This window comes from Bradyrhizobium sp. SZCCHNS30572 (genome assembly GCF_032484415.1).
In the GTDB taxonomy this organism is placed as follows: domain Bacteria; phylum Pseudomonadota; class Alphaproteobacteria; order Rhizobiales; family Xanthobacteraceae; genus Bradyrhizobium.
In genome coordinates, this window is record NZ_JAUESY010000004.1 from 1 (window position 1) to 26,167 (window position 26,167).

General features: G+C 64.4%; 24 protein-coding genes. 11 read left to right on the forward strand and 13 right to left on the reverse strand.

Going from position 1 to position 26,167, the window contains the following annotated elements:
- Nucleotides 1-583: 583 nt before the first annotated feature.
- The 5 genes from QX048_RS11280 to QX048_RS11300 all read right to left on the reverse strand — a co-directional run bounded on the left by QX048_RS11280 (nt 584) and on the right by QX048_RS11300 (nt 4,516).
- Complete coding sequence (locus QX048_RS11280) at nt 584-1,309, reverse strand: alpha/beta hydrolase (RefSeq protein WP_042340409.1); 726 nt, start codon at nt 1,307-1,309, stop codon at nt 584-586.
- 97 nt (nt 1,310-1,406) lie between these two features.
- Nucleotides 1,407-2,297 carry an alpha/beta hydrolase gene (locus QX048_RS11285; RefSeq protein WP_316159288.1) on the reverse strand — a complete coding sequence of 297 codons (891 nt, stop codon included), beginning with the start codon at nt 2,295-2,297 and terminating at the stop codon, nt 1,407-1,409.
- A gap of 159 nt (nt 2,298-2,456) precedes the next feature.
- Nucleotides 2,457-2,747 carry a putative quinol monooxygenase gene (locus QX048_RS11290; RefSeq protein WP_315706373.1) on the reverse strand — a complete coding sequence of 97 codons (291 nt, stop codon included), beginning with the start codon at nt 2,745-2,747 and terminating at the stop codon, nt 2,457-2,459.
- Nucleotides 2,748-2,817: 70 nt separating this feature from the next.
- Nucleotides 2,818-3,489, reverse strand: coding sequence for a type 1 glutamine amidotransferase domain-containing protein (locus tag QX048_RS11295; protein WP_015669964.1), 672 nt, complete (start codon nt 3,487-3,489; stop codon nt 2,818-2,820).
- A 91-nt stretch (nt 3,490-3,580) separates the two neighbouring features.
- Nucleotides 3,581-4,516 (reverse strand): helix-turn-helix domain-containing protein, encoded by a 936-nt coding sequence (locus tag QX048_RS11300; RefSeq protein WP_015669965.1) that lies wholly within the window; start codon nt 4,514-4,516, stop codon nt 3,581-3,583.
- A gap of 338 nt (nt 4,517-4,854) precedes the next feature.
- On the opposite strand from QX048_RS11300, the gene QX048_RS11305 reads away from it, so the two are divergent.
- The 6 genes from QX048_RS11305 (at nt 4,855) to QX048_RS11330 (ending at nt 11,638) form a co-directional block, all read left to right on the forward strand.
- A complete protein-coding gene (locus QX048_RS11305; protein ID WP_015669966.1) occupies nt 4,855-5,610 on the forward strand; it encodes an alpha/beta fold hydrolase in 756 nt (251 codons plus the stop codon).
- 55 nt (nt 5,611-5,665) lie between these two features.
- Entirely contained in the window at nt 5,666-6,673 is a 1,008-nt protein-coding gene (locus tag QX048_RS11310) for an aldo/keto reductase (RefSeq protein ID WP_316159289.1), read from the forward strand.
- A gap of 202 nt (nt 6,674-6,875) precedes the next feature.
- On the forward strand, nt 6,876-9,764 hold the full coding sequence (locus QX048_RS11315) for an ATP-binding protein (protein ID WP_316159290.1): 2,889 nt from the start codon (nt 6,876-6,878) through the stop codon (nt 9,762-9,764).
- 512 nt (nt 9,765-10,276) lie between these two features.
- A complete protein-coding gene (locus QX048_RS11320) occupies nt 10,277-10,507 on the forward strand; it encodes a helix-turn-helix domain-containing protein (RefSeq protein ID WP_083938734.1) in 231 nt (76 codons plus the stop codon).
- Nucleotides 10,508-10,580: 73 nt separating this feature from the next.
- The gene (locus tag QX048_RS11325; protein ID WP_315752322.1) at nt 10,581-10,775 is read left to right on the forward strand and encodes a JAB domain-containing protein; all 195 of its coding nucleotides are present in this window, start codon (nt 10,581-10,583) and stop codon (nt 10,773-10,775) included.
- Nucleotides 10,776-10,924: 149 nt separating this feature from the next.
- Nucleotides 10,925-11,638: a hypothetical protein gene (locus tag QX048_RS11330; protein WP_315825481.1), complete on the forward strand. Its 714-nt coding sequence runs from the start codon at nt 10,925-10,927 to the stop codon at nt 11,636-11,638.
- A gap of 11 nt (nt 11,639-11,649) precedes the next feature.
- On the opposite strand, the gene QX048_RS11335 is transcribed toward QX048_RS11330, so the two are convergent.
- On the reverse strand, nt 11,650-12,510 hold the full coding sequence (locus tag QX048_RS11335; protein ID WP_315715304.1) for a DMT family transporter: 861 nt from the start codon (nt 12,508-12,510) through the stop codon (nt 11,650-11,652).
- A gap of 85 nt (nt 12,511-12,595) precedes the next feature.
- Between QX048_RS11335 and QX048_RS11340 the strand changes: the two genes are divergently transcribed.
- Nucleotides 12,596-14,071 (forward strand): PLP-dependent aminotransferase family protein, encoded by a 1,476-nt coding sequence (locus QX048_RS11340; protein WP_315752255.1) that lies wholly within the window; start codon nt 12,596-12,598, stop codon nt 14,069-14,071.
- A 3-nt stretch (nt 14,072-14,074) separates the two neighbouring features.
- Here QX048_RS11340 and QX048_RS11345 read toward each other — a convergent pair whose 3' ends face one another.
- From QX048_RS11345 to QX048_RS11375, 7 genes are all read right to left on the reverse strand, one after another.
- Nucleotides 14,075-14,404, reverse strand: a complete 330-nt coding sequence (locus QX048_RS11345) for a hypothetical protein (RefSeq protein WP_315715302.1) — start codon at nt 14,402-14,404, stop codon at nt 14,075-14,077.
- A gap of 107 nt (nt 14,405-14,511) precedes the next feature.
- Complete coding sequence (locus tag QX048_RS11350; protein WP_316200507.1) at nt 14,512-16,164, reverse strand: PAS-domain containing protein; 1,653 nt, start codon at nt 16,162-16,164, stop codon at nt 14,512-14,514.
- 159 nt (nt 16,165-16,323) lie between these two features.
- Nucleotides 16,324-16,920 (reverse strand): AprI/Inh family metalloprotease inhibitor, encoded by a 597-nt coding sequence (locus tag QX048_RS11355; protein WP_315715433.1) that lies wholly within the window; start codon nt 16,918-16,920, stop codon nt 16,324-16,326.
- A gap of 92 nt (nt 16,921-17,012) precedes the next feature.
- The gene (locus QX048_RS11360; protein WP_315825482.1) at nt 17,013-17,996 is read right to left on the reverse strand and encodes a 2-hydroxyacid dehydrogenase; all 984 of its coding nucleotides are present in this window, start codon (nt 17,994-17,996) and stop codon (nt 17,013-17,015) included.
- The gene (locus QX048_RS11365; RefSeq protein ID WP_315715432.1) at nt 17,996-18,724 is read right to left on the reverse strand and encodes an ABC transporter permease; all 729 of its coding nucleotides are present in this window, start codon (nt 18,722-18,724) and stop codon (nt 17,996-17,998) included. The genes QX048_RS11360 and QX048_RS11365 overlap by 1 nt, the downstream gene beginning before the upstream one ends.
- 83 nt (nt 18,725-18,807) lie before the next feature.
- On the reverse strand, nt 18,808-19,608 hold the full coding sequence (locus QX048_RS11370) for an ABC transporter ATP-binding protein (protein ID WP_315752258.1): 801 nt from the start codon (nt 19,606-19,608) through the stop codon (nt 18,808-18,810).
- A 25-nt stretch (nt 19,609-19,633) separates the two neighbouring features.
- Entirely contained in the window at nt 19,634-20,635 is a 1,002-nt protein-coding gene (locus QX048_RS11375; RefSeq protein ID WP_315752323.1) for an ABC transporter substrate-binding protein, read from the reverse strand.
- A gap of 122 nt (nt 20,636-20,757) precedes the next feature.
- Between QX048_RS11375 and QX048_RS11380 the strand changes: the two genes are divergently transcribed.
- From QX048_RS11380 to QX048_RS11395, 4 genes are all read left to right on the forward strand, one after another.
- Nucleotides 20,758-21,588 (forward strand): creatininase family protein, encoded by an 831-nt coding sequence (locus QX048_RS11380; RefSeq protein ID WP_316200506.1) that lies wholly within the window; start codon nt 20,758-20,760, stop codon nt 21,586-21,588.
- A gap of 146 nt (nt 21,589-21,734) precedes the next feature.
- Nucleotides 21,735-22,016 (forward strand): hypothetical protein, encoded by a 282-nt coding sequence (locus QX048_RS11385; RefSeq protein WP_315752260.1) that lies wholly within the window; start codon nt 21,735-21,737, stop codon nt 22,014-22,016.
- Between the two features lie 345 nt (nt 22,017-22,361).
- The gene (locus QX048_RS11390) at nt 22,362-24,347 is read left to right on the forward strand and encodes a carbohydrate porin (protein WP_316200505.1); all 1,986 of its coding nucleotides are present in this window, start codon (nt 22,362-22,364) and stop codon (nt 24,345-24,347) included.
- A gap of 257 nt (nt 24,348-24,604) precedes the next feature.
- A complete protein-coding gene (locus tag QX048_RS11395; RefSeq protein ID WP_315752262.1) occupies nt 24,605-25,915 on the forward strand; it encodes a hemolysin family protein in 1,311 nt (436 codons plus the stop codon).
- Nucleotides 25,916-26,167 lie beyond the last annotated feature (252 nt).

Consider the following 26,167-nt stretch of genomic DNA (forward strand, 5'->3'; position numbering starts at 1 on the left):
ACCACAACGCGCCAATTCGTCCTCGAAACAGATGGCGTTCACGACGAAACTACTGCCGACTTTTTCAACGGAATCGACCCAAAGCCGATCAGCGGCAGCATCCCCGGCGAAAGACTGGTTTTGGTCCAGAGACATCCGCACTTTGTTCAACGGCTCCTTAGCCCACGCGGACGGTATAGAGAAATTTTGGCGAATTAGACCAGCAATCGGTTACTATCACCAGACGATACTGAGCAGCTGCTTCCACACGCTATAGCCGCAACTCGCGAAAGCACTCTGCCAGCGAATGACGCACCCCAGCCTGTTCTAATCAATCCAGTTGCTGAATGTATTTGCAGCGCTGGGCCGAGCATATGCGCGATCAGAATTGCGATCTGTCTGGGCATCGCTGAGAGGACAAACAACCTGCGCCCGCGCTTCGTTGGTTGCGGATAGACGAGCTGTACGACGGGCTTGGCGTACGAAGGCCATAATCCTTCGCGCGCCCCGAGGTTGATGCATCCTGCGCTGACCCATCAGCACACAACCCGCCGTCTTCATTAGCGTCGCTAGGCCTCGAATAAGTTGATCCGTTTTGCGTCGATTACCGGTCGGCAGACTCGATAAACGCGGCCACCTCCCGCGGATGAGACAGCATCACTGCGTGGCTGCTATTTATTTCTTCCACTCGCGCACCGCTTCGCTTAGCCATCTTTCTCTGTGAACTGGGGGTTATCATGCGGTCCTGAGACGGGATCAGGAAGGAACTCGGCTTTGCCTTCCAGCCCACTTTTGTGGTCTTGGCTTCGACGGCTTTCAGTCCCCATGGCACTTGCGCGGCCGCCATGAACTCAGTCAGCGCCGCAGGGGAATCCGCCGCAAAGGAAGTCGGGAACTTCACGGGATCGACCAGCAGGTAACCGTCTTGCGGCGGCAGCAGGGGCGCCTTCGCCTCGCCAGGCTCTGCCGGCCAGTCATTCAGGGATGCGGCAGATTCGCCAGCGTCCGGCGCAAAGGCCGCGATGTAAGCCAGGCTCTTGACCTTCGGATTGTCGCCAGCCTGTGTGATCACCATGCCGCCATACGAGTGGCCAACCAGCACAACAGGGTATTTGGCTGCTGCGATCACGGCTTCCGTGGCGGCGACGTCACCCTCGAGCGTGATGGTCGGATTCTGGACCACCAGCACTTCGTATCCGCCCTTTTTAAGGAGATCGTATACCGCTTGCCAGCCTGAGCCATCGACAAACGCGCCGTGCACAAGGACGACCGATGTCGTTTTCTGTTGCTGAGCTCCCGCGGAGTTCGACGTGATAGCGAGCGCGCACATTGCCAGCAGAGATGCCAAATAGTTCACAGGAATTCCTTTCGTGTTGTGGGGCGTCGTGATAGATCGGCTACCTTTAAGTTCGTGCGAAAGTCTTGCGTCAGGGCCGTTCATTCGTTCGGTCGAGGAAGTCGCTGATCAGCGGCGCCATCACGTCGAGTTGGTCCTCAAGTGCGAAGTGACCGGTGTCGAGGATGTGTAACTCGGCGTCTGGCAAGTCGCGCAAATAGGAATGTGCGCCGGCTTCAGCGAAGACCTTGTCGTTCTTGCCCCAGAGGATTAGAGCGGGCGGCTTCCTTTCGCGGAAAAACGCTTGGAACGCCGGATAAAGCGGGATATTGGTCGCGTGGTCGTAGAGCAGGTCGAGCTGAATGTCCTTATTGCCGGGACGATCCAGCAGCGCTTGGTCTTGCACCCAATTGTCAGGACTTATGCGCGTCAGATCGCGGACGCCATCGGTGTATAGGAATTTAGTCGCGCGGAGAGAGACGAGGGATGAAAGCGCATTCCTCCGCTCCTCCGTTCCTTCCCTCCAATACGCCTTGATCGGGTCCCAAGCTTCCCGCAATCCTTCTTCGTAAGCGTTGCCGTTCTGGATGATGAGGGAAGTCACGCGCTCCGGATGCTTGAGGGCGAGGCGATAGCCGACCGGTGCGCCGTAATCCATGACGTACATGGTGTAGCGTTTCGCTCCGAGTTGATTCAGCAAGGCGTCGATCATCTCGGCATAGTTCGCAAAACTATAGGAAAAGCGGTTGCGATCCGGCGCATCGCTTTGCCCGAAGCCGGGGTAATCGGGCGCGATGATACGGTATCGGTGGGCTAGATTCGGAATCAGATTGCGGAACATGTGTGAGGACGTCGGAAAGCCGTGCAGAAGGAGAACGACGGGCCCATCTGCTGGCCCAGCTTCGCGGTAGAACACGTTCACGCCGCTGATGGCGGCCGTGCGGTAATGAACGGTTAAATCGCCTACGCTGCCGCCGGGCATTGGCCCGCAACGATGAGCGGGCGTTGCCCCCGGTCCACATGCAGAAGCCGTGGACCTCCCGAGCGATGGATGTGCGCTTACAATGGTTAAGGCGATGAGAGTCGCGCAAGAAAGGCGCATGGCAACTCCTTTATACGGTACGTCGTTCCTCAAACCCGATTATCTCACGTCTACGGATTCCGCGATTACTGCCGTACGTTCGGCCAGTTCGGGAACCCTGGCCAAGTAGGCCTGGTAATGTTGCGAGGCGCGATGTGCTTCGACCGCAGTGATATCTCGGTAGAGCTCATCAAGGACGTAACGATGATCGTTCGAAGTGTCGCGCCAAACGTCCCAACGCAGATTACCGGGCTCTGCCCTGCAATGCGGCGCAAGGCCGACCAGAAGTTCTCTCAGCTCATCGCTTTTGCCGGGGTGAGCAACCAGAAGAGCAGTAATCTTCGACGGCATCGCGATCGACCAAAACTTTTCAGAGTGACTGCTGGCTTCAGTTCAGCCAGGCGATGTTCGGCTGCCTGTCTTATAATTTTCTCAGTGCTGCCAGCAGCTCTTTTGCCAGGCGCCCGGCTGAGGCGGGATTCTGGCCGGTGATGAGACGTCCATCGACGACAACGTGAGGTTCCCAGTTTGCCACGGACGTATATTCGGCGCCCTCTGCCCGCAGGGCGTCCTCAAGTTCGTAGGGAACATCTTCGCGCGCGTAGTCGTACTCTTCCTTCTTCGAGAACGAAGTCAGCTTCTTGCCCTGCACGAATGGCTTGCCATCGCCAAGGTCCACCCCGAGAAGCGCGCACGGACCGTGACAAACGGCCGTCACGAATTTTCCCGTGCTCCAGGCGCGCACGACTGCATTTTGAACGATGGGGTTACGCTGGATGTCGACCATCGGCCCGAGCCCGCCGGGCACGAGAATGGCATCAAAATCCGCAGCATCCACCTCGGCAAGTTTGCGGCTGCGATTGAGGCGGCGAAAAGCCTTGCTTTCAAGAAAGGCCTTTTCCGCAGGATCTTTCTCGTCGTAGGCATCGTAGGGCGTCCATCCGCCTCTCAAGGAAGCGAACTCAACGGCGATGCCTGCCTTGTCAAGAACATCGAACGGATGCGCGACCTCGGCGAAAAAGAAGCCCGTCTTACGATTTTGCGGGCCGATCACCGCTGCGTTGCTGACGATAAACAGGACGTGTTGAGTCATGATTCGTTTCCTGGAGGTATCCATAAAGTCGAAGAGCGCCGCAACGACACTACCCGCGCGGCCCAGAACCGTATTTCCGAATCCTGCGGGATCATGAGCAATCCCTGCGGTACTCCGCATCGGAACGATCGGCATTCACCTCGATCTGGCCGCAGCACAACTCGCGATACTGCCCCGGCGTAAGGCTTGCGGCCTTGCGGAAGACGCGCGTGAAGTTTGCTTGCGAGCCAAAACCGAACTCCAGGGCGATTTCGACCAGCGACAGTCGGTTGCGCGCGAGCTCGTGCCGCGCAGCCTGGACGCGCCGATCGGTCACGTATCGGTGCGGTGACAATCCCGTCGCCTCGCGAAACAGCCGGGAGAAATGATAGGGGCTGAGACAGGCCTGAGCCGCCAGATCCTCGAGTCTGATTTCGTCTCCCAGAGACGACTCGATATAATCGAGCACGCGCTGCAGGCGCCGTGGATCGAGCGACGGAGACCTGTCGGGCGCACGCCAGCGGTCGATCGTATAGTTGCCCAGGAGATGCGCTGCAAGCGCGACTTGAATTCCCTCCACGAACAGCGCGTCAGTCGACTGGCGCGGACGATGAAGCAGATCCCGAAGCGGCGAGCAGATGTGGAAGAGCACCTGGTCCGTCAGACCGTGGGCGTAGGCGATCTCGATCCTTGCCGGATCGATATTGAAGTCCGCAAGCGCGCTCTGGTCCAGCAGCGCCGGCGGGAGGTAGAGGTGAAGACACTCCATCCGGTCCGAAAGCTCGAGATGGCTCTCCTGCGTCCCGACCGGAACGAGGTAGCTCATGCCGGGGCGCGCGAGGCTTTTCTGGACTTCACCGTTGCCGGTGCGACACACCATCCCGCCGCCGGACAGTAGCATTACCAGTTCGGTGCAGATAGGCACCGGCGTCGCCTGGCGCCCCGCTTCGAACTTGCGATGTTCGATGCTCAGCCCTGGCCAATCGTTGGCCGCCGCGAGCTTCTCGCTGTTCTGGTACTTCTGATCTCCATGAGTCACGAGTGCCATCACGACCTCCGCAAGTTGCGGCGAATCCCGGCCCCGTATCGCAAGAGAGCGATCATTCCATCCGGTAAATGAGTGCAGCCCCGGCCCGCTGCCACGCCGATCCTGAATTTCTCACAAGGACCGATAGCGAAGTCCAGAGGCGGCACGGTTAAAAGAAGTAAAAGGCAAGCAAAGCAAAAGGTTGGAGCACGCGCACCGCCGCTTCGAAAGCTGCTCTCATCGAAGATGAGCAAGATGCGTCCATCGTCGCGCAGGAATCGGGAATACCGCAACTTCTCAGCTGCGCTAATGAAGCTCATCAAACGGCAATGTCGCCGTATCAAGGATCGGAGCCTGCTATGAAGCCGCTTATTTCCGCGCTTGTTGCAATGTCGATCGCAACGGCCGTCCCCGCGGTGGCCGCCGAGAAAACCGTTTCCATCGTCCTTGTCCACGGCGCTTTCGTCGACGGCTCGGGCTGGAAGGACACCTACGACATTCTCTCGAATGCGGGCTATGAAGTGCTCGTCGTCCAGCAGCCGACGATCTCGCTTCGTGACGATGTCGCGGAGACCGAACGCGTGATCGCCAAGGCGCGGCATCCGGTCATCCTCGTCGGACATTCCTATGGTGGCATGGTCATCACGGAGGCCGGCGACAATCCGAAGGTTCAGAGCCTTGTCTATCTCGCGGCATATGCTCCCGACGCCGGAGAGTCTGTCAGCACGCTGTCGGAAGGCTCAGTGCCCGCCGGCGAGCAAAAGGGTCCGCTCGTCGTCGAAGGCAACTTTATCTTCGTCGACCGCGACAAATTCCCGACCTCTTTCGCCGGCGGCGTCGACGCTGCGACCGCGCGCTTCATGGCTGCGGCGCAATTGCCGTTTGGATTGCAGGCGGTGCAGTCCAAGGTCGACCGCGTGGCCTGGAAGACCAAGCCGACCTATTACATGGTCACGATGGAGGATCACATTATCCCGCCGACCTGGCTGCGCACCATGGCCAAGCGCTCGGGCGCGAAGGTGACGGAGATCAAAAGCGGCCACGCGGTGATGCTGTCGCATCCGCGCGAGGTCGCGGCCTTCATCAGAAGCGCGGATACCTCCGCGACCGAATGAGACGGGCGGCGCCGCGCACGGGCGGACTTGCCTGTCGCAGACGAGGACACGCAACATGGCCCTCAAGAATATTCTGCCGGGAAGATTGGGCTTCGGCGCGGCGCCGCTCGGCAACATGTTTCGCGACATCCCGGAGCAGGAAGCGCTCGCGACGGTGAGTGCGGCCTGGGACGACGGCATCCGCTATTTCGACACCGCGCCCTTCTATGGCGCGGGTCTTGCCGAGATCCGCATGGGCGCCGCGCTCGCCGACCGGCCGCGAAGCGATTATGTCGTCAGCACCAAGGTCGGAAGATTGATCCTGGACGAGATCGAGGATGTCGGCGCCCGCGACCTCGGCGAGAAGGGGGATGTGTTCAAATACGGGCGTCCGAACAAGATTGTGAACGACTATTCCGAAGACGCGACGCTGCGCTCGATCGAAGACAGTCTGAAGCGGCTCGCGACCTCCCACATCGACATCGCCTTCGTGCATGACGTGGCGCAGGACTTCTACGGCGACGAATGGCTTTCGGTGTTCGAAAGCGCACGCAAGGGGGCGTTCAAGGCGCTCGACCGGCTACGCGACGAAGGCGTGATCAAGGCGTGGGGCCTCGGCGTCAACCGGGTCGAGCCGATCGAACTGCTGCTGGCGCTGGAAGAGCCGCGCCCCGACGGCTTCCTTCTCGCGGGCCGCTACACGCTGCTCGACCATGCGAGGGCGCTTCAGCGTGTGATCCCGATGGTTGCGGAGCATGAGCTCGCGATTGTCGTCGGCGGCCCCTACAGTTCGGGCGCGTTCGTCGGCGGCCCGAATTTTGAATATGCGCCGGCGCCCCCGGAAATCATCGACAAGGTGGGGAGGATCAAGGCAATCGCCGACCGCTACGGCATCAGCATGAAGGCGGCGGGCCTCCAGTTCGTGCTGGCTAACCCGGTGGTGGCTGCCGTCATTCCCGGCGCGAGCCGTCCAGGCCGCATTGCCGAGGATCGCGCCGCGCTCGAGGAAGTCGTCCCCGTCGATTTCTGGCGCGAGCTGCGCTCGCAGGCGCTCGTCAACTCCGCAGCTCCGCTCCCCGGTTGAAGTGGGTGTGAGAGGGTGGTTCGCCGAGGTTCCGACCAATGAAGCGTCGAGATTGTGAGCACAGCGGTTCTTCGCAAGCCAAAAAAATAGCCACACCCGCGTGGTTTTGCGCAGCGGTCGTGAAAGTCAGAACGGCTCACTTCAACAAGTTTGCAGTGCATGATAATACCAAGCGATCTCTTCGATCGATTGGCAATGCGAAATGCGGACGGCCAGACGGCAACGGGGCGCACCTCGACAGAAGCTGACATTCAGCTTCGGCCCGTTTCGACTGGTCCCCGGCCGTCAGTTGCTTCTTCTAGACGAGCGCCCCGTCAAGATTGGCGGACGCGCCTTCGAGCTCTTGCGGCTGCTGGTGCAGCGCCGCGGCGAGCTGGTCAGCAAGAACGAGCTGATGGCGGCAGCCTGGCCGGGCACGTTCGTCCACGACAGCAATCTTAAGGTCAATATGTGGAGCTTGCGGCGCTCGCTGGGAGATACCCAGATCGAGCCCATCTACATCGCGACCGTGGCGCGGCGTGGGTACAAGTTCATCGCCGATGTCCGGGTCGGCATCGGCGAGATCGAGGGGGAGCCTGCGCTGGCCGATCCGCTCCCGCTTTCGCATGCGCCATCGCCGCGCGGCATCGTCGGCCGCGAAGCCGATATCGTTGAAATCGCCGATCTGCTCGCCGAGGACAGGCACGTGACCCTGACCGGCGCAGGAGGGATCGGTAAGACGACCGTAGCCCTGGCCGTCGCCCAGGCGTTCGTGTCAAGGTATCGCGACGGCGTCTGCTTCATCGATCTCGCGACAATCTCCGATCCTACTCTGTTCGGCGCGGCGCTCGTGACGGCACTCGGTATCCGAGGCAATACGGACATGGGGCTGGCTGCTGTCCTCGACTATCTGAGGCCGCGGCAGATGCTGCTCATCCTCGACAATTGCGAGCATGTGCTGCCAGCCGCCACGATCTTTGCCAGCAAGTTCATGACGGACACATCGCCATCCCGGCTGCTTGCCACGAGTCGCGAGCCGCTCGGCACCACCACTGAGCACGTCGTGCGGCTTGGCTCTCTATCTGCTCCGAGTTCAGGCCTTGGGCTGTCGGTGGATCAGGCCGTCAGATTCCCGGCGGTGGAGTTGTTCGTTCGACGCGCCGCCGAATGGTCGGATTACGAGTTCGTCGACGAGGATTGCGACGCCATCGCAGCGGTCTGTCATTCGCTGGACGGGCTTCCCCTAGCCATCGAATTGGCTGCCGCCCAGATCGGCAGGTTCACCCCGCGGGAGCTGTTGGTCGTCCTCGATCAGAGGCTTGGCTTTAGCGCGACCGGGGCCGCCGCCGGGCCGCCGCGCCATGAAACCCTGATGGCAACGATCGATTGGAGCTACCGGCTGCTGTCGCAGACGGAAGCCAGGCTCTTCGCCCTGCTGTCAGTGTTCAGTGACGGGTTCGAGCACGAGGATGCGGTCTTCGTCGCGGAAGCGGCAGGTCTCACGCCGATCGACGTCGCGACCGCACTCGGCAGTCTCGTCGCCAAATCACTGTTGAGCGCGCAGGCGCGGGGCGCGAGCCTGCGCTACCGGCTGCTCGATAGCACGCGTCGCTATGCCGCCGAGCGGCGTCGGGGCGATCCGGCGTGCAGCGGGGCGATGCGCCGCCATGCGGAGCGCATGGCTGCGCTGTTCGAGCAATCCGAGGAGGATTGGAAATGGCGCGAGCCGACCGATTGGACCGAGCGCTACCTTGGCCGCATTGCCGATTTGAGAAGTGCGCTTTCATGGTCGTTCGGCGAGCAGGGCGATGACATCCTCGGAATCAGGCTTGCGGTTGCTGCGATCACCCTGTGGTCGGAGACCTCCATCCTGTCGGAGGCGCAAGCGCGGTTGGAGGTCGCACTCGCGTTGGCCAAGCGCGTTCCATGCGACGATCTGTCCAAGGCAAAGCTCGCCTGTGCCCTCGGATGGAGCCTCTTCTACGCCCGCAAGAGTTCGAACGAGAACGAAGTCACCTGGCTTGACGCAATCGCATTCGCAAGGCGTGCTGACAGTGTCGACCTTCAGCAGCGCGCGCTGACGGGTTTTGCGTTCTATCTGCTCCAGATCGGCGAGATCGCACGTGCCATCACTTATCTCGAGGAGGCCACCTCGCTGGCCGACCGAGACCCCGATTCGACGGCGACATCCGAAGCCGACAAGGCCCTGGCCTGGGCCCACGCCTTCGCCGGCGAATTAAGCAAAAGCCGCCCGGTTCTCGATCGTCTCGCGTCAACCCATTCGCTAGTCCGGGGGCGTTCGCGCAAGGATGCGAATGAGGTCTACCGCTTCATCACCGTCCGCACCAACATGCCTTTTGTAGTGTGGATGCAGGGGCAGGCCGACTACGCCGCTCGACTGGCGCGTGAGGCCGTTGATGCTGCGGACCGCGGTGGCCATTGGGTGTCGCAGTCGAACGCACTTGGGCTCGCCGCACTTCCTATCTCGCTTGAAATCGGCGATCTTGACGCGCTCGATATGTTCACGGAACGCCTGCGTCGCAATCTGGAACGCGAGCGCATCTGGCGCTGGGTTTCGGTCGAGCGCTATTTCTCCGCCTGCCTGCGCGAATTGCGCAGCGATCCGCGCGCGGTGGAGGATATTCGGGCCGCGATTGACGAACTGATCGAATGCCGCTTTCTGATGCGGATCGGCAGCTATCTGGCTTTCCTCGCTCGTGCTTATCTGCGGCAAGGGCGGATCGCGCAAGCGCGTGACGCCGTCACGCGCGCCATCGACTATCAGGAAAGGCAGGGCGAGCGCTGGTGCCGCTCGGAACTTCAGCGAGTCAATGCATCTATCCTTCTTGAGGATGGCGAAACAGTCCGCGCTGAAAAGCTATTAAAGGAGGCGCTGGCTGAAGCTCGCGCTATCGGCGCGTTAACTTTCGCGCTTCGGATCGCCACCGACCTCGCCGCTCATTGGGCGGCGACAAACCGCGAGATGGACGCGGTTCAATTGCTCGCTCCGATTTTTGGCGAATTCACCGAAGGGTTTGGTACGCAAGACCTTGTTCGTGCCTCCCGATTGTTGGCTCAGATAGAGAACCGTACAAGTGGCGTAGGACTCTAAAAACATGCCCCCGAGCACAAGTTGGTGCAACTGGCAAGCCATCGGTCAGAAGGGCTACGAGTTCTGATTGGATTTTTACTCGACTTCTGGAGCGCGGCAAATGCCTCGGGCATCCGCTACTCTCGCGGATACTTCCGCTTCTGGTCCATCTCTGACCTTGCCACCGACGCCGGCTGCGTCCGGTGTTGGAGGGAAAGCGGACCAAAACGCGATTGCGCTGTGACGGTCGCTTTTGACCCTAACTCTGTGAAAACGCCGCGGGTCCGAGTTCCGAGCTCGATCCGGGCTGACGAGAAGGATCTTCCGGAGGTCCTTCGGCTCGAGCATGTCCTTCGTGATTTTCACGTGCTCGATCTCGTCGAAATATTCGGCTCGATCTCGGGTTGACGTGGACGATACGCCTTTGCGTGGCCGTTAGCCTTCTCTTTCACTATCGACAATGCATCCAGCTTCCGAGAGCGTTCAGGACCGTGAATTACTGAATTCATGGTCGCGTGATCGGGAGTGCGGCAATGGACGATCGAAAATATCTGACGCCAGAGGAAGTCTCGGAGCGCTACCGTGGCGCGGTCAGCGTCGGGACCCTTCGCAACTGGCGAGCGATGCGCGTCGGACCCGCCTTCGTCAAAATCGGGAAAGCGGTCCTATATCCGGTTGGCGAACTCGATGCTTGGGACAAGAGAAACATGGTGTCCTGCCGTGCGCCAGGACGATCACCGATGACTGGGCCTGATCAGGCGTGATGATCACGATTTGGCGTGCACTACCGTCCCCACTCTCCGTCCCCCGCTTGATGGTCGGCCTGCTAAATCCGTTATTCTTCAATTACATAGCTGCGGCGCTACGCTCATGCACAACCATCCCTCCGGCGATCCGACGCCGTCGCAGGCCGACATCCGGATGACCAAGACGATCGTGGAGATCGCCAAGCCGCTGGGCATCACGGTCCACGACCACATCATCGTCGGAAGGAATGGCCACACCAGCCTGAAGAGCATCGGGGTGATGTGAAGGCGCGACGCCGACGAGACGACGCATGCAGCGTGCTGCGGTCGAAGCTGCCAAAAGATCGCCGCGGGATGGACGAAACGTCGGGCCGGTTTGAACCGGCCGTCTTCCCACGTCGGCTAATACTGGCGAAGCGTGGAGAGGAATGACGGATGCGCGCGGCCTTCATCGGACTGATCCTCGGCGTCCTGACCGTCACGGCGGCGGCTGCCTACGACGCCAACGATCCCGCCAATTGCAATGGCATCGGCTGGGACGATGCGCGGCCGCTCGTCGTCGCCAAAGTGAGTGGCCAGCCGCGCGTGAATTTCGTCAAGAGTCCCTATGACGATGACTTCAAGGCCGCAGGCTGTCCGGCCGCGACCGAGGCCTGCCGGAAGAAGGCGTACCTCGTCGGCGACGACCTCGTGCTGGTCGGCAGGACCCACGGCGATTTCGTCTGCGTCAGCTACCAGGCGCCGCGTGCGAAGGCCCAGATCTGGACCACCGGCTGGCTGCCGCGCGCAGCCCTCACCACCGTCGCGCCAATGGCCGCGCCGGCAATGTCCGACTGGGCCGGAAGCTGGGAGCACCCTGGAGGGGGACTGACGATCAGGAAAGAGACCGGCAACCGGCTCAGGATCGAAGGCGATCAGGTGTTGCCGGCCGGGCGCGAGTTGCGCAACGGATCGCTCGGCGCGACGGCAGAGCCCAAGGGCGGCCTGATCGCCTTCGTCGACGACGGCAGCACACCGTTCGAGCGGCCGAATGCCGGCGACGAGTGCCGCGTGCGCCTGCAGCGAATCGGCGCGCTTCTGCTGGTCGAGGACAACAATGATTGCGGCGGTGCCGGCGTCAGCTTCACTGGACTCTATCATCGCAAATAGCCGCCGACGGCTCATGCCCAGCGGCGCGCCATTGCCACACAGAGGACGACGATTCCGGCTGCGGCAATCATCGTTGCCGACACCGGCTCATGCAGCAGCAGGCTCGCGAAACCGAGGCCGAGGAAGGGCTGCAGCAGTTGCAGTTGGCCCACCGTCGCAGTGCCGCCGCGCGCGAGCCCGCGGTACCAGAAGGCGAAGCCGACGAACATGCTGAAGACGGAGACGTAGGCGAGGCCCAGCCACGCCGCGGCCGTGATGTCGTGTGACGCGCCGGGCAGCGTCAGCACCGCCATCGACAGCATCAGCGGTGCAGACAACAGCAGCGCCCACGAGATCACCTGCCAGCCGCCGAGCCGGCGGGTGAGCATGGCGCCCTCGGCATAGCCCAGGCCGCAGACGACGATCGCAGCGATCATCGCGAGATCGCCGATCGGCGCCGCGACGCCGTCCCGCGACAGGGCGAAGCCCGAGACCGCCGCAGCGCCAAGTGCTGCGAACAGCCAGAACAACGGCCGCGGCCGCTCGCCGCCGCGCAGCACGCCGAACAAGGCGGTCGACAACGGCAGCAGACCGACGAACACGATCGCATGGGCCGAGGTGATGTGCTGGAGCGCCAGGGCGGTGAGCAGCGGAAAGCCGATGACGACACCGAGCGACACGACCGCCAGCGACATCAGGTCGCGCCGGCCGGGAAGCGGCTGCCGCAACAGCGTGAGACAAAGCGCGCCCAGCACGGCCGCGAGCGTCGCGCGTGCGCCCGTCAGGAACAGCGGCGAAAAACCCTCCAGTGCCGCCCGCGTCGCCGGCAGCGAGCCGCTGAAGATCGTCATGCCGATGATGCCGCTCCCCCAGCCTTCGATCGATCCCTTCATGCACGGCTCCTCCTTGCAGATCCCATAGCCCGATCGGGCTTGTTGCGGCAGCGACAGACCGATACAATTTTGACAATCTGTACTGATGCAAAGGGCAACACACTTGGGACCAGGGACGCCCGATTCCCGCCGAGGCGGCTCGCGGACCATCGCCGTGGTCGATGCGATCCGGCAGCGTCTGGCGACGCGCGCGCTCAGCGCCGGCCAGCGCCTGCCCTCGATCCGCGCCTTCGCCGCGGCGATGGGCGTGTCGCCGGCCACGGTGGTCGAGGCCTATGACCGGCTCGCCGCCGAGGGCGTGATCCGTGCCCGGCGCGGCTCCGGCTTCTATGTCGCCGACACGGCGCTGCCGCCGCTGGCCCTCGCCGATCGCGAGCCGCGCCGTCCGCGCGCGGTCGACCCGTTCTGGGTGTCGCGGCAGTCGCTCGACGCCGGACCGGGAACGCTGACGCCCGGCTGCGGCTGGCTGCCGGCCGAGTGGATGCCGCAGGACGCGCTGCGGCGCGCGGTCCGCGCGCTGGCGCGCAGCGCCGGCCCTGTTCTGAGCGATTATGGCGGAGCGCGAGGATCGCCGGCGCTACGACGGCTGCTGCAGGGCCGCCTTGCCGGCATCGGCATCGACGCGTTCAGCGAGCAGTTGGTGCTGACCTCGTCCGGCACGCAGGCGATCGACCTGATCTGCCGCATGCTGCTGCGTGCCGGCGACGCCGTGCTGGTCGACGATCCCTGCTATTTCAACTTCCTCGCGCTGCTGCGCGCGCATCAGGCGCGGATCATCAGCGTGCCGATGACGCCGGGCGGACCCGACATCGCGCAGTTCGAGGCGATACTCGCGGCCGAGCGCCCGCGGCTCTACATCACCAATTCCGGCCTGCACAATCCGACTGGGGCGACGCTGTCGCTGCAGACGGCGCACCGGCTGCTCAACGCCGCGTCGGCGCATGACACGATCATCGTCGAGGACGACATCTACGGCGATTTCGAACCCGAGCCGTCGCCGCGGCTCGCCGCACTCGACGGGCTGACGCGGGTGATCCTGGTCGGCAGCTTCTCCAAGACACTGTCGGCCTCGGTGCGCTGCGGATACATCGCGGCGCGCGCGGACTGGATCGAACCGCTGATCGACCTGCAGATCGCGACCGGCTTCGGCGGTCCCGGACAATTCGCCGCGGAGACCCTGACCCAGGTGCTGACCAGCGGCAGCTACCGCAAGCACGTCGAGGAGCTGCGCGCACGGCTTGGGCGAGCACGGCCGCGCGTGGCGGCACGGCTGCAGCGCATCGGTATCGCCCCATGGCTGATGCCGCGCGGCGGCTTTCATCTGTGGTGCAGGTTGCCGGACGGCTGTACGGCAATCGAGGTGGCCCAGGCCGCGCTCGATGAACACGTGGTGCTCGCGCCCGGCGACGTCTTCAGCGCGGCGCAATCCGCCGCGACGATGATGCGCTTCAACGTCGCGCATTGCGAGGATCCGCGCGTCATCAACGCGCTGGAGCGCGCGACAAAGCCACCGGCCGCGCGTTCGTTGCGCCGCCAAGCGGCCGATTCGACCGGCGGATAAGGCTTAGTAGCAGTAGCGCGGGTGTGCGCGGACCCATGAGCCGTCGCCGCGCTGCAAATAGCAGCCATTGCGATAGGAATAATAGCCGCCACGACGGCGCTCGCCATCGGCCGCGATTGCAGCTCCGGTACCGGCCCCGATCACGGCGCCGATCGCAGCGCCCCGGCCGCCGCCGATCGCGCCGCCCAGGATCGCTCCGCCGGCGCCGCCGAGGATCGCTCCGCCGAGTACGTCCTGCGCGGCAGCCTGATGCACCGGCGCGACGACGGCGAGCGTGAGCAGCGCCGCAGCGCCGAGGCGGGTAGCAAAGGGAATCCCCAGACGTCGGATCATGGACAGGCCTCCGTTCCGGGCACGCTAGTCCGCCCGGCGTGGCCGTTCTTGATGCAGATCAAGGCGACGTCAAGGCAGGGCAATCCACGGCCTTGCCACGTGACGCATCATGCCGCCACGCGCTGATCCTGGGTGCGGTCCTCGATGATGCTGAGGAGATATTTCGGCTCGCCCTCGCCGATCGAGACCGGCAGCCGGCGCACGACGATGTCGCGCGGACCGTTCCCGGGTGTGAGGATGCTATGGGCTCGCGGCTCATCGTCGCCGCGCCCTGCGAGCTGGTCGCGGGCGGCTTCCTCGAGGATTGCGCCGGTCGGCGCGGAGAACAGTTCGCCCGGCGTGCGGCCGATGATGTCGGTGCGTGGCACGCCGAACAGGCGCTCGGCGGCGCGATTGACGAACATGTAGCGCAGCGACTGCGCATCCTTGGCCAGCACCGCCTGCGGGATGTTCTCCAGCAATGCGGCGAGGAAATATTCGGCGCGCGCGAGCTTGCGCTCGGCACGGCGCTGCGCGGTGAAATCCTCATGAGTGGCGATCCAGCCGCCGCCGTCCATCGGACGCTCCGAGATGCGGATGATGCGGCCGTCGGCGAGCTCGACCTCGACGATCTCGGCCCGTCGCTCCTTCATGCGCTCCCGTAGCGCGGCGAGGAACTCCGACGGCTTCTCGCGCAGCAGGCCCAGCTTGGCGCGATGTGCGAGAATCTCGCGTACATGCGCACCGGGCTTCGCAACCGAGGCAGGAAGGCCGTAGAGCTTGCGGTACTGCTCGTTGACGATCAGCACGTAGCCGAAGCTGTCGAGCATGATCAGGCCCTGGGCCATGTTGGCGACCGCGGCATCCAGACGCTGCTGGTTGCTGAGCGCGCCCTGCTCCAGCCGCTCGTGCTCGCGCAGGATGTCGGCGTGCTGGCGCTCGATCTCGACCTCGTGCTGCTCGAGCTCCTGAATCCGGAAGGCGCCGTTCTGGAAAGTCTCCACCGCATGGGCGACCCGTCCGATCTCGTCATGGCGCCGCGCATGGGGAATCTTGAGCTTGATGCGGCCGGCGGCGATGCGGTCGGTGACGCGGGCGATGTCCAGCAGCGGCATCAGCACGCCCCAGCGCAGCGCCAGCGCCGCGGCTGCGATCAGCAGGATGATCACCGCCCCGAGCGCGCCCAGATAGAACGCGGCCATGCCGCGCGCGTCGGCCGCCTCGCCGAGCTCGCGGGTGCGGTCGGCATAGAGCCGCGACAATTTCTCGAGGTCCTCGTTGAGCGCGGTGCGCACCGCGCGATTCTCGTCATTGTCGCCGAGCTCGCGCGCCACCGACGATCCGACCGAGATCGTCTGCCGCGCCATCTCGGTGCGGAATGCGACGAACTGATCGATCCGCTTCCTGAACGGGGCGAACAGCGCGGCGTCGTCATCTGTGACCCGGCTTTCCCATTCGTCGACCACCTTGCTCAGCTGCGCGATCTTCGCAAGCTGCGAATCGGCGTAGCGCCGCGCGACGGTGCGGTCCAACGACATGTAGATGCCGCGCGATTCCATCACGACCGCGTAGATCAGCGCGTTGGTGCGCTCGATGTTGTGGGCTGCAATGGAAAGCGCTTCGAGCCGATCGTAGAACAGGCGCTGCTCGCGCAGCGCCGACAGCGCGCCCAGTGTCGACAGCATCACCAGGACGGCGAACGCGGCCGCAGCCGCAGAGATCTTGTCGTTGAGGCTGAACGACGGCAGCGACCTGTTGAACCGGCGCAACAACTCACGCATGGCGGTCCCCCTCGATGGAGTACAACCATCAGACGCAAGATGCGTAAACAACAAGTTCCAATCAGTGGAACAGGCGTGTAACCGGCCGTTAACCAAATCCGATGCCGGAAGAAGCTTGCCCGCCGCGCGGCAAGGGCGCTCAACGGCGCGCGTCTCGTCCTACTGCCTGAGCATGATCAGCGGATTGGCGCTGTCGGGCACCAGCCGCCACTGCGCATTGTCGTCCGCCTCGAACCGCCAGGTCTCGCCGCGGTCCGACATCAGCATCATCTGGCCGTGCTCGAGCCGCCACTGGCTCGGCGCGAACGCTGCGATCATGGGGTCGCATTTCGGCTTCACGAACACTTGGAAATTGTCGTGGCCGGCGTCGTTGTTGGTCAGCACCAGGCTGCAGATCGTGGCGCCATTGCCGCGGACCATCGCCCAGTCGCCGATCATCTGGTCCATCGATTTCGCCAGCGACCGCGCCGCCGCCAGGTTCTGCAGGATGTAGACGCCTTCGCCCTGGCGCAGTCCCTCGAAGATGCCGGCCTCGACCTCGGTGAAGTCGATCACCGCTTCGCCATTGGCGGCCTGGAGACTGACGATGTCGAGGCCCTTCACGTTCCAGCCGGCGATGTCCTTGGTGAAGGGCAGCGCGGCGGCGCAGCTCGGCTCCAGCTCGAGCTTCTGCCCGCGCGGCGCCGCGTCCGGCTTCAGGGTCACGACGCAGGTCTTGCTGCGCTCGGTGGTCGCAAGCTCCCACTGCCCGATCATCGCTTTCTTCAGGCCGGCGGCGTCCTGCGCGACGGCAGGGACGCTCGCCACTGACGACAGCAGCGCGATCAGCATTGGGAGCGAGCGTTTCATCAGCGGCCTTTCACCGGCGTTTCCGGAACGGGCGTCAGCGGCGGCTTGCCGGCAAACCAGACCTTGAGATTGTCGACCACCAGCTGATCCATCGCGTTGCGGGTTACGATGGCAGCCGAGCCGATGTGTGGCAGCAGCACGACATTGTCCATCGCCTTGAGCTCGTCGGGTACCGCCGGCTCCTTCTCGAACACGTCGAGGCCGGCCCCGAGAATCGTGCCGGACTTCAGCGCCGCGACCAAAGCCTGCTCGTCGATCACCGAGCCGCGGGCGACGTTGACGACGACGCCCCGCGGCCCCAGCGCCTTCAGCACCTCGGCGTTGACGATTTTGTTGGTGCCGGCGCCGCCGGGCACGATCACGATGAGCGTGTCGACGTCCCTGGCCATCGCGAGCAGGTCGGGATAGTGCTTGTTGGTGACGCCCGCCGCCGGGTTGCGCGAGTGATAGACCACCGGCACCAGCGAGGCTTCGAGCCGGCGCGCGATCGCCTGGCCGATGCGGCCCATGCCGACCATGCCGACGGTGCGGTCGCGCAGCGAGCCGACGCTCAGCGGATAGGGCTTCGACGTCCACTCGCCGGAGCGCACGAAGCGATCGGCCTTGATGAACTCGCGGCAGGTGGCGATCAGCAGGCCGAGCGCGACGTCGGCGACCTCCTCGGTCAGCACGTCCGGCGTGTTGGTGACGATGATGCCGTGCTGGCCGGCATGGGCGGCCGCGATATGGTCATAGCCGACGCCGAAGCTTGCGATCATCTCCAGCTTCGGCAGCATCGCCATCACGGCGGCATCGGTCTTCACGGTATGGAAGGTCACGGCGACGCCGCGGATCCGCCCTTTCACGTCCGCCGGCAGCGCTTCGAGATCGGCCTGCGTCGTCGCATGGTGCACGGTGAAGCCGTCCGGGAACCCTTTCTCCAGGATCGGCCGCAGCGGCCCATAGATCAGAACATCGATCTTGTCAGACGAAGTAGCCGCCATCAGTTGTCCTTTCCAAGCGCGCTCTCGTGCCAGCGCCGCAAAACGAGGTGCGAAACTAGCGCCAGCAAGCCATAGATGACAATCCCGGCGACCGACAGCAGCACCAGCGCTGCGAACATGCGGGGTATGTTGAGACGATAGCCGGATTCGGCGATGCGATAGGCGAGCCCTGAGCCCGCGCCGGCGCTGCCCGCGGCGATCTCGGCGACGACGGCGCCGATCAGCGACAGGCCGCCGGCGATGCGCAGACCGCCGAGAATGTAGGGCAGAGCGGCGGGCAATTTCAGATAGCGCAAGGTCTGCCAGCGCGAGGCGCCGTAGAGCTGGAACAGGCCGGCGAGATTGCGATCGACCGAGTTGAGCCCGAGCGCGGTGTTGGACAGCACCGGGAAGAAGCCGACGATCCAGGCGCATACGACCACCGCGGTCTGCTGCGGCAGATAGATCAGGAGCAGCGGCGCGACCGCGATCACGGGGGTGACCTGCAGCACCACGGCATAGGGAAACAGCGCCCATTCCAGCCATCTCGACTGGTTGAACAACAGCGCCAGCGCGATGCCGCCGAGCGCGGCAGCGATGAAGCCTTCGAGCGTGGTGACCAGTGTCGTCAGCAGCGACTGCGCCAGAATGTCCCAGTCGGCAACCAACGTCTTCAGGATGAGCAGCGGGCCCGGCAGCACATAGGGCTGGATGCCGTTGACGCGCACCACCAACTCCCACGCCGTCATCGCTGCGACGAAAACCAAGGCCGGAAAGGCGAGGCTCGCCAGCCGCTCGCCCGCAACGGATGTCGCTCGCTCGGAGGCACCGCTCACAGCGCATGCACTCCGGTGTAGGCCGGCGCCAACGCGTCGGAGACGCGACGGCAGTATGCGGCGTAGTCCGGCGAGGCCCGGAACGCATCATCGCGCGAGTCGACGTCGATCCGGATTTCGGCACTGAGCCGGCCGGGCCGCGCCGTCATCACCAGCACGCGCTGCGACAGGTAGACCGACTCGAACACCGAATGGGTGACGAACAGGACGGTCATGTTCAGGCTGCGCCACAGCGCCAGCAGGTCGTTGTTGAGGCGAAAGCGCGTGATCTCGTCGAGGGCCGCGAACGGCTCGTCCATCAGCAGGATGTCGGGCCGCGTCACCAGCGCCCGCGCCAGCGAGGCGCGCATCTTCATGCCGCCGGACAATTCGCGCGGGAAAGCATCGGCAAAATCCGACAGGCCGACCTGCGCCAAGGCCGCATCGATCCGCGGCCGCGCCTCCATGGCCGGGACATGCGCAAGCTTCAACGGCAATCCGACATTGTCGCGCACGCTGGTCCAGGGCATCAAGGTCGGCTCCTGGAACACGAAGCCGATGCGATGGCCCGGATGCGTCTCGGACGCGGACGCCGCGACATCGACCGCGCCGCCGCTCGGGCGCGCGAGGCCTGCGATCAGCCGCAGCGCCGTCGACTTGCCGCAGCCGGAGGGGCCGAGCAGCGAGACGAACTCGCCTTTGGCGATGGTCAGATCGATCGGCCCCAGCGCGGCGACGCCGGACTCGTACACCTTGGTGACGCCGCGCAGGCGTACCGCGGTCGCGACGGCGCGCTCGGACGAAAGGGGTGAGCTCATTTGCTGAAAGTGCCGCTCAAGCGTCCTACTTCTTCGGCCGGAGATCGATGCCGACGCTCTTGTTGACGAAACGCAACGTGTAGGACTTGCGATAGTCGATCGTCGACTTGACCACGCCGGCCCGCACCATCTTGTCGAAGAAGCTGGCGATGCGCTCCTCCGTCATGGCGCCGATGCCCTTCTCCACGCTGTCGCCGGAATCGACGATGCCGTACTCCTTCATCTTGGCGACCGAATAGGCCAGCAGGTCGTCGGTCATCTCCGGGTTCATCTTCTTGATCAGCGCATTGCCCGCGGAATTGTCGCCGTAGATGTAGTTGTACCAGCCGATGATCGAGGCATCGACGAAACGCTGCACCAGGTCCGGCTTGCTCTCGATCAGGTCGCGGCGCGTCTCGATCAGGGTCGAATAGGTGTTGAAGCCGTTGTCTGCGAGCAGGATCACGCCGGGCTTGAAGCCGGCGGCGCGCTCGACCGCGAACGGCTCCGACGTGACATAGCCCTGCATTGCGCTCTGCGGCGTGGCGATGAAGGGCTGCGGATTGAACGTGTAGGGGCGGACGTTCTTCTCGGAGAAACCGTATTCCGATTTCAGCCATTGATAGTAGCTGGAGATGCCTTCCTTGGAGACGAACAGGGTCAGCGGCTTCAGCTCGTCGAGCTTGGTGATCCTGGACTCCGGGTGGGTCAGGAACACCTGCGGGTCCTTCTGGAACATCGCCGCGATCGACACCACCGGCACGTTGTTGGCGACCGCGTCGAACGACATCAGCGTGTTCGCGGCCATGAAGAACTCGATCTTGCCCGAGATCAGCAGCATGCGGTTGTTCTCGTTCGGACCGCCCGGCACGATCGTCACGTCCAGACCGTAGCGCTTGTAGGTGCCGTCGGCGACCGCCTGGAAGAAGCCGCCATGCTCGGCCTCGGCAACCCAGTTGGTGCCGAACGAGACCTTGTCCAGGGTCTGGGCATGGGCCGCCGAGATCATCCCGCCCAAAGTCCCGCCGAGGACCAGCAATGCCGCCATTAACGTTCGCGGCAGAAGCGCCTGCGCCATGTCTGGTCTCCCCGGTTCTTTCTGGCTGAACATGTTAAGATCGTTCGGGTGATACCTACCCTGCCCCACGGACGAAGGAAACTGCCCGCGCGATGACCCTGCCGCCCCGCGACTGGACCGAGCTGCACTGGCCCGCTTTGGCGACGTCCGAGGCGGGAACGCCCGAGAGCGCGCGCTGGATCGCAGTGCTGCCGCTCGCCGCCACCGAGCAGCACGGCCCGCACCTGCCTCTCGGCACCGACGTCTACATCGCCGAGGCCTATCTCGCCCAGGTGCGCGCGCTGCTGCCGCCGTCGCTGCCGGTGACGGTCCTGCCGGTGCAGCCAGTGGGGATCTCGACCGAGCATATCGACTATCCGGGCACGCTGACCATGCCGACCGAGGTCGCGCTGCGGAGCTGGCGTGCGCTCGGCGACAGCGTCGCGCGCGCCGGGATCAGGAAGCTCGTGATCGTCTCCAGCCATGGCGGCAACAGTGCCGCGATGACCCTGGTCGCACAGGATCTGCGCGCTGATCACCGCATGCTGGTGGTGACGACGTCGTGGTCGCGCTTCGGTGCGCCCGACGGCCTGTTCTCGCTCGATGAGCTGCGGCACGGCATTCACGGCGGCGCCGTCGAGACCTCGATCATGCTGGCCCGCCATCCCACGCTGGTGCGCAGCGATGCGATCGCCGCATTCTCCTCGCGCGGCGCTGAGATGGAAACGACCTACAAGGTGCTCTCGACGCAGCGGCCGGCGCCGATGGCCTGGCAGACGCAGGACCTGAATGCGGGCGGCGCGGTCGGCGATGCCACGCAGGCGTCGGCGGAGAAGGGCGAGCGCGTGCTCGACCACGGCGCGCGGGCGTTCTGTGCGCTGCTGGCGGACATCGATAACTTCGACGTGAACACGCTTCGCCGCGGCCCCCTGCCGGGCGGCTGAGCCAAAGATAACACTCTGGATCTTCTGATGAATCTTCGAACGGCGTCGATCGCGATCAGGCGATTCGAACCGGTTTCGAAAAGGCTCCGTCCAATTTGGCAAGCGGCCGACGCCGGCTGCCGCAACAACAAACAGGAGCCTTCACCATGTCGATCAAGACCAAGATTGCCGCCCTCGCGCTGACCGCTCTCGCCGTGACCGGCAGCATCGCCGCAACGTCGACGCCTGCCGCGGCCAACGGCTTCCATCATCACCATTGGGGCTGGGGCGTCGGTGCCGGCCTCGTCGGAGCCGCCGTCGTCGGCAGCGCCATCGCCGCCAGCAACGACGGCTACTACTATGGCGGTGGCTATCGGTACTGCCGCTGGGTGCCGCAGTACAACGTCTACGGCCAGTATGTCGGCCGGGTCAGGGCCTGCGGCTATTGATGCTGGGCTTTCGTCGCGCCCCGCCCAGCCGCGGCCAAGGCTCGCCTCGCCAAATTCGCCAAGGCCGGGCGTCTACCTGCCCCGATCTGCGATCTCGACAGCCCGCCCGGCCACCCGGGCGGGCCGATTGTTGCGTGGGCGCAACACCCTCGATCAGAAACCGGGTCAGATCGCCCCACGCTTGCTCTTGCGAATTAATCGCAATATAAATCATCCCTGGATTGCCGCGTATCATCCACACTTCCGATCAAACATCGACGACTCCGTAATCTTCTCGTGACTGTGCGCGGGCAATCAGTTGTGACGTTGCCTGTGTCGTTTGCCTTGCCTTGGGAATCCGCCGCCATGATCCGTTCGAACTGCACCCGGGAAGTGATCGCGGCCGGTGCCATGATCGCCGCGCTCGCTGCCCCCGCCGCTGCCGCCGACCTGCCGGTCAAGGCCCGGATGGCGCAGACGGTGTTCGACTGGACCGGCCTCTATGTCGGCGTCCATGCCGGCTATACACGTGACCACGGCCGGGCGACCCTGACGGACCCGAGCGGCACGGTCAGCACCGGCAGCCCTTTCAGCGGTCTCACTGGCGGCGTTCAGGCGGGCTACAACTGGGTCACCCGCTCCGGGCTCTTGCTCGGGCTCGAGGGCGATTTCAGCTTTCCGAACTATCTCACCTCCAACCACACCGTCGCGATGCTCGGCACGCCCGGCTCGAACGTCTCGGAGCTGTGGGACTATGTCGCCACCGCCCGCGGCCGCGTCGGCTACATCAGGGGCGACTGGCTGGTCTATGCCACCGGCGGACTTGCCTGGACCGGCGGCCGCTTCATCAACACCAATGCAGCCGGCGACACCGAGAAACTGCTGACGACGCGGCTCGGCTGGGCCGCCGGCGTCGGCATCGAACGCAGCTTTGCGCCGCATTGGAGCTGGCGCCTCGAATATCTCTACAGCCATTTCGAGAACGGTGGCGTCCGCTTCTCCAACGGAGCCAGCTACAATTCGCAACTTGACTTCCAGACCCTGCGGGTCGGGCTCAACCGGAAGCTCGACTTCGCCAGCGGTCCCGACCTGAAGCTCAAGAGCGATCCGTCCGATCCCGAATCCGACCGCTGGGAGATCCACGGCCAGGCGACCGTGATCGGCCAGGGCTATCCGGCGTTCCGCGCCGCCTACACCGGCGCCAACAGCCTGACACCCGCGCGCCAATTCCAGGAGACCTGGAGCAACAGCCTGTACATCAACGCGCGGCTGTGGGACGGCGGCGAGGTCTACTACAATCCCGAGCTGCTGCAGGGCTTCGGCCTCAGCAACACCGTCGGACTCGGCGGCTTCCCCAATGGCGAAGCGCAGAAGTCCGACTTCCCCTATCCGCACTACAACACCTCGCGGCTGTTCCTGCGCCAGACCTTCGGCTTCGGCGGCGAGCAGGAACAGCTCGGCAGCGGCCAGCTGCAGCTCTCCGGCAAGCAGGACATCTCGCGTCTCACGGTGCAGATCGGCAAATTTCCGGTGCTCGACGTGTTCGACGGCAACGCCTACGCCAAGGATGCGCGCAAGGACTTCATGAACTGGTCGATCTGGGCGCCCGGCGCCTTCGACTACGCCGCCGACAAGCTCGGCCTGACCTATGGCGCCACCGCCGAGCTGAACCAGAAGAACTGGGCGCTGCGCGCCGGCTATTTCCTGGTCGACGCCACCTCGAACTCCAACAATTTCGACACGAACGTGTTCAGGCGCGGCAGCTATGTCGTCGAGCTGGAGACGCGCTATCAGCTGTTCTCGCAGCCGGGCCACCTGCGCACCATCGGCTTCTTCAACAACACCTTCTCCGGCAGCTACCGCGAGACGCTGGACAATCCCGCGCTTAATGCCGACATCACCCAGACCCGCCGCGGCCGCCCCAAATACGGCTACGTCGTCTCTTTCGACCAGGCGCTGTCAGACGAGCTCGGCCTGTTCGGCCGCTGGAGCTGGAACGACGGCAAGACCGAGATCATGGCCTTCACCGACATCGACAACAGCCTGTCGTTCGGCACCTCGATCAAGGGCACGCGCTGGGGCCGTCCCGATGATACGATCGGCCTCGCCGGCGTGACCAACGGGCTGTCGCGCGACCACCGCGCCTTCCTCGCCGCCGGCGGCCTCGGCCCGCTGATCGGCGATGGTGCGCTGAACTATCGACGCGAGAACATCATCGAGGCCTACTACGCCTACTCGATCAACAAATACCTGACCTTCACGGCGGACTACCAGTTCGTCAACAACCCCGCCTACAACGCCGACCGCGGCCCGGTGTCGATCTTCTCCGGGCGGTTGCACGGGGATTTCTGAGGGCGACAGGCTGCGCCGCCGTCGAGGCCGGCAGTCGAGCGCCGATGAGAGCCACAATTCGCGCCACAAATGGGTGTCGTCCGGGCTCAAGGCCGGGACGACAGCGGAGGATGATGCGCCCGTCGGTGCGCCAAGCTGACCTGCCGCCAGGGTGCAGTCCCCCATGCGCTTACCGCAATGCGGCATTGGGCGCTTGCCATCCCCATATGCTAGGACCTGTCTCCATTCCCCGCCCCTTCGGGCGCTCACAGGTCGAAATGCTCTCAGTCGAACTCGCCATCATCGTCGTCCTCATCGTCGTCAACGGGCTGTTGTCGATGTCCGAACTCGCGATCGTCTCGTCGCGGCCGGCCCGGCTGGCCATGCTGGCCGAGAAAGGCGTGTCCGGCGCGCGGCGGGCGCTGACGCTGGCGTCCGACCCGGGGCGATTCCTGTCGACGGTGCAGATCGGCATCACCCTGGTCGGCGTGCTCTCCGGCGCGTTCTCGGGCGCCACGCTCGGCCAGCGCCTGACGCAATCGCTGCTGGAGCTCGGCCTGTCGGCTTCCGTCGCCGACATCGTCGGCGTCGGCCTGGTCGTCACCATCATCACCTATGCCACGCTGATCGTCGGCGAGCTGGTGCCGAAGCAGCTCGCGCTGCGTGATCCCGAGGCGATTGCCGTCCGCGTCGCGCCGGCCATGCAGGTGCTCGCCAAGGTGTCGCTGCCGCTGGTGGTCCTGCTCGACCTTTCCGGCAAGCTGATCCTGACGCTGCTCGGCCGTTCCGGCGAGGCCGAGGAGAAGGTCTCGGAGGCGGAGATCCATCATCTGGTGCGCGAGGCCGAGACTGCCGGCGTGCTCGAGCCGGGCGAGAAGGAGATGATCGCGGGCGTGATGCGGCTCGGCGACCGCCCGGTCGGCGCCATCATGACGCCGCGTCCCGAGGTCGACGTCGTCGACCTCAACGACGATCCCAAGGCCATTCGCGAGCTGCTCGCCAGGAGCCCGCATTCGCGCCTGCCGGTGTCGGACGGCGAGCGCGACCGTCCGATCGGCGTGCTCCAGGCCAAGGACCTGCTGGCGGCCTATCTGCGCGACGAGACGCCGGACCTGCGCAACCTGGTGCGCGAGGTGCCGATCATTCCCTCCACCGTCGATGCGCGCGACGTGATCGCGATCCTCAAGGTAGCGCCCGTGCATATGGGGCTGGTCCACGACGAATACGGCGCGTTCGAAGGCGTCGTGACCGCGGCGGATATTCTGGAGTCGATCGTCGGCGCATTCTCGTCCGAGCAGGGTCCCCCCGAGCCCGCCTGCGTCCGCCGCGACGACGGCTCGCTGCTGGTCTCCGGCTGGATGCCGCTCGACGAGTTCGCCGACGTCCTCGCCATCGAGGTGCCGCCACATCGCGGCTATCACACCGTCGCCGGCCTGGTGCTGCAGCACTTCGGCAGCGTGCCCGAGGTCGGCCAGAGCTTCGAGCTGCAGGGGTGGCGCTTCGAGATCATCGACCTCGACGGCCGCCGCATCGACAAGATCCTGGCGACCAGGCTCGCGCCGGAGGGCGGCGAGCCGAATGTGGGGTAGCTGAACCCGTGCTGTCGCCGCAACGACAGTGCGCCCCGCCGGAGCATTCTCGCACCCGCTTCGCATCTGCCATGCGATGCGACCTCCCTCGCACGCGGCGGAGGCGCAGATCGAGCGAGTGGCGCGCGATCAGGCATACCCCGGACAGCCGATGTCGCGGGAACGTGAAGACGCGGCCTGCGTATCCTTTGATAGGCCGACATGTGGTACCGGATCCCGGCCGCCGCCGCTTGATATCAAACCATCACACAG

Bases quoted from the DNA above. Each gene is read 5' to 3' on its own strand.
- QX048_RS11330 (WP_315825481.1), top strand. From the start codon at position 10,925: ATGCGCGCGGCCTTCATCGGACTGATCCTCGGCGTCCTGACCGTCACG.
- QX048_RS11395 (WP_315752262.1), top strand. From the start codon at position 24,605: ATGCTCTCAGTCGAACTCGCCATCATCGTCGTCCTCATCGTCGTCAAC.
- QX048_RS11390 (WP_316200505.1), top strand. From the start codon at position 22,362: ATGATCCGTTCGAACTGCACCCGGGAAGTGATCGCGGCCGGTGCCATG.
- QX048_RS11310 (WP_316159289.1), top strand. From the start codon at position 5,666: ATGGCCCTCAAGAATATTCTGCCGGGAAGATTGGGCTTCGGCGCGGCG.
- QX048_RS11380 (WP_316200506.1), top strand. From the start codon at position 20,758: ATGACCCTGCCGCCCCGCGACTGGACCGAGCTGCACTGGCCCGCTTTG.
- QX048_RS11285 (WP_316159288.1), bottom strand. From the start codon at position 2,297: ATGCCCGGCGGCAGCGTAGGCGATTTAACCGTTCATTACCGCACGGCC.
- QX048_RS11320 (WP_083938734.1), top strand. From the start codon at position 10,277: ATGGACGATCGAAAATATCTGACGCCAGAGGAAGTCTCGGAGCGCTAC.
- QX048_RS11315 (WP_316159290.1), top strand. From the start codon at position 6,876: ATGCGGACGGCCAGACGGCAACGGGGCGCACCTCGACAGAAGCTGACA.
- QX048_RS11295 (WP_015669964.1), bottom strand. From the start codon at position 3,489: ATGACTCAACACGTCCTGTTTATCGTCAGCAACGCAGCGGTGATCGGC.
- QX048_RS11370 (WP_315752258.1), bottom strand. From the start codon at position 19,608: ATGAGCTCACCCCTTTCGTCCGAGCGCGCCGTCGCGACCGCGGTACGC.
- QX048_RS11350 (WP_316200507.1), bottom strand. From the start codon at position 16,164: ATGCGTGAGTTGTTGCGCCGGTTCAACAGGTCGCTGCCGTCGTTCAGC.
- QX048_RS11345 (WP_315715302.1), bottom strand. From the start codon at position 14,404: ATGATCCGACGTCTGGGGATTCCCTTTGCTACCCGCCTCGGCGCTGCG.
- QX048_RS11290 (WP_315706373.1), bottom strand. From the start codon at position 2,747: ATGCCGTCGAAGATTACTGCTCTTCTGGTTGCTCACCCCGGCAAAAGC.
- QX048_RS11385 (WP_315752260.1), top strand. From the start codon at position 21,735: ATGTCGATCAAGACCAAGATTGCCGCCCTCGCGCTGACCGCTCTCGCC.
- QX048_RS11360 (WP_315825482.1), bottom strand. From the start codon at position 17,996: ATGGCGGCTACTTCGTCTGACAAGATCGATGTTCTGATCTATGGGCCG.
- QX048_RS11335 (WP_315715304.1), bottom strand. From the start codon at position 12,510: ATGAAGGGATCGATCGAAGGCTGGGGGAGCGGCATCATCGGCATGACG.
- QX048_RS11375 (WP_315752323.1), bottom strand. From the start codon at position 20,635: ATGGCGGCATTGCTGGTCCTCGGCGGGACTTTGGGCGGGATGATCTCG.
- QX048_RS11305 (WP_015669966.1), top strand. From the start codon at position 4,855: ATGAAGCCGCTTATTTCCGCGCTTGTTGCAATGTCGATCGCAACGGCC.
- QX048_RS11355 (WP_315715433.1), bottom strand. From the start codon at position 16,920: ATGATCGGGCAGTGGGAGCTTGCGACCACCGAGCGCAGCAAGACCTGC.
- QX048_RS11280 (WP_042340409.1), bottom strand. From the start codon at position 1,309: ATGTGCGCGCTCGCTATCACGTCGAACTCCGCGGGAGCTCAGCAACAG.
- QX048_RS11365 (WP_315715432.1), bottom strand. From the start codon at position 18,724: ATGACGGCGTGGGAGTTGGTGGTGCGCGTCAACGGCATCCAGCCCTAT.
- QX048_RS11340 (WP_315752255.1), top strand. From the start codon at position 12,596: ATGCAAAGGGCAACACACTTGGGACCAGGGACGCCCGATTCCCGCCGA.
- QX048_RS11300 (WP_015669965.1), bottom strand. From the start codon at position 4,516: ATGGCACTCGTGACTCATGGAGATCAGAAGTACCAGAACAGCGAGAAG.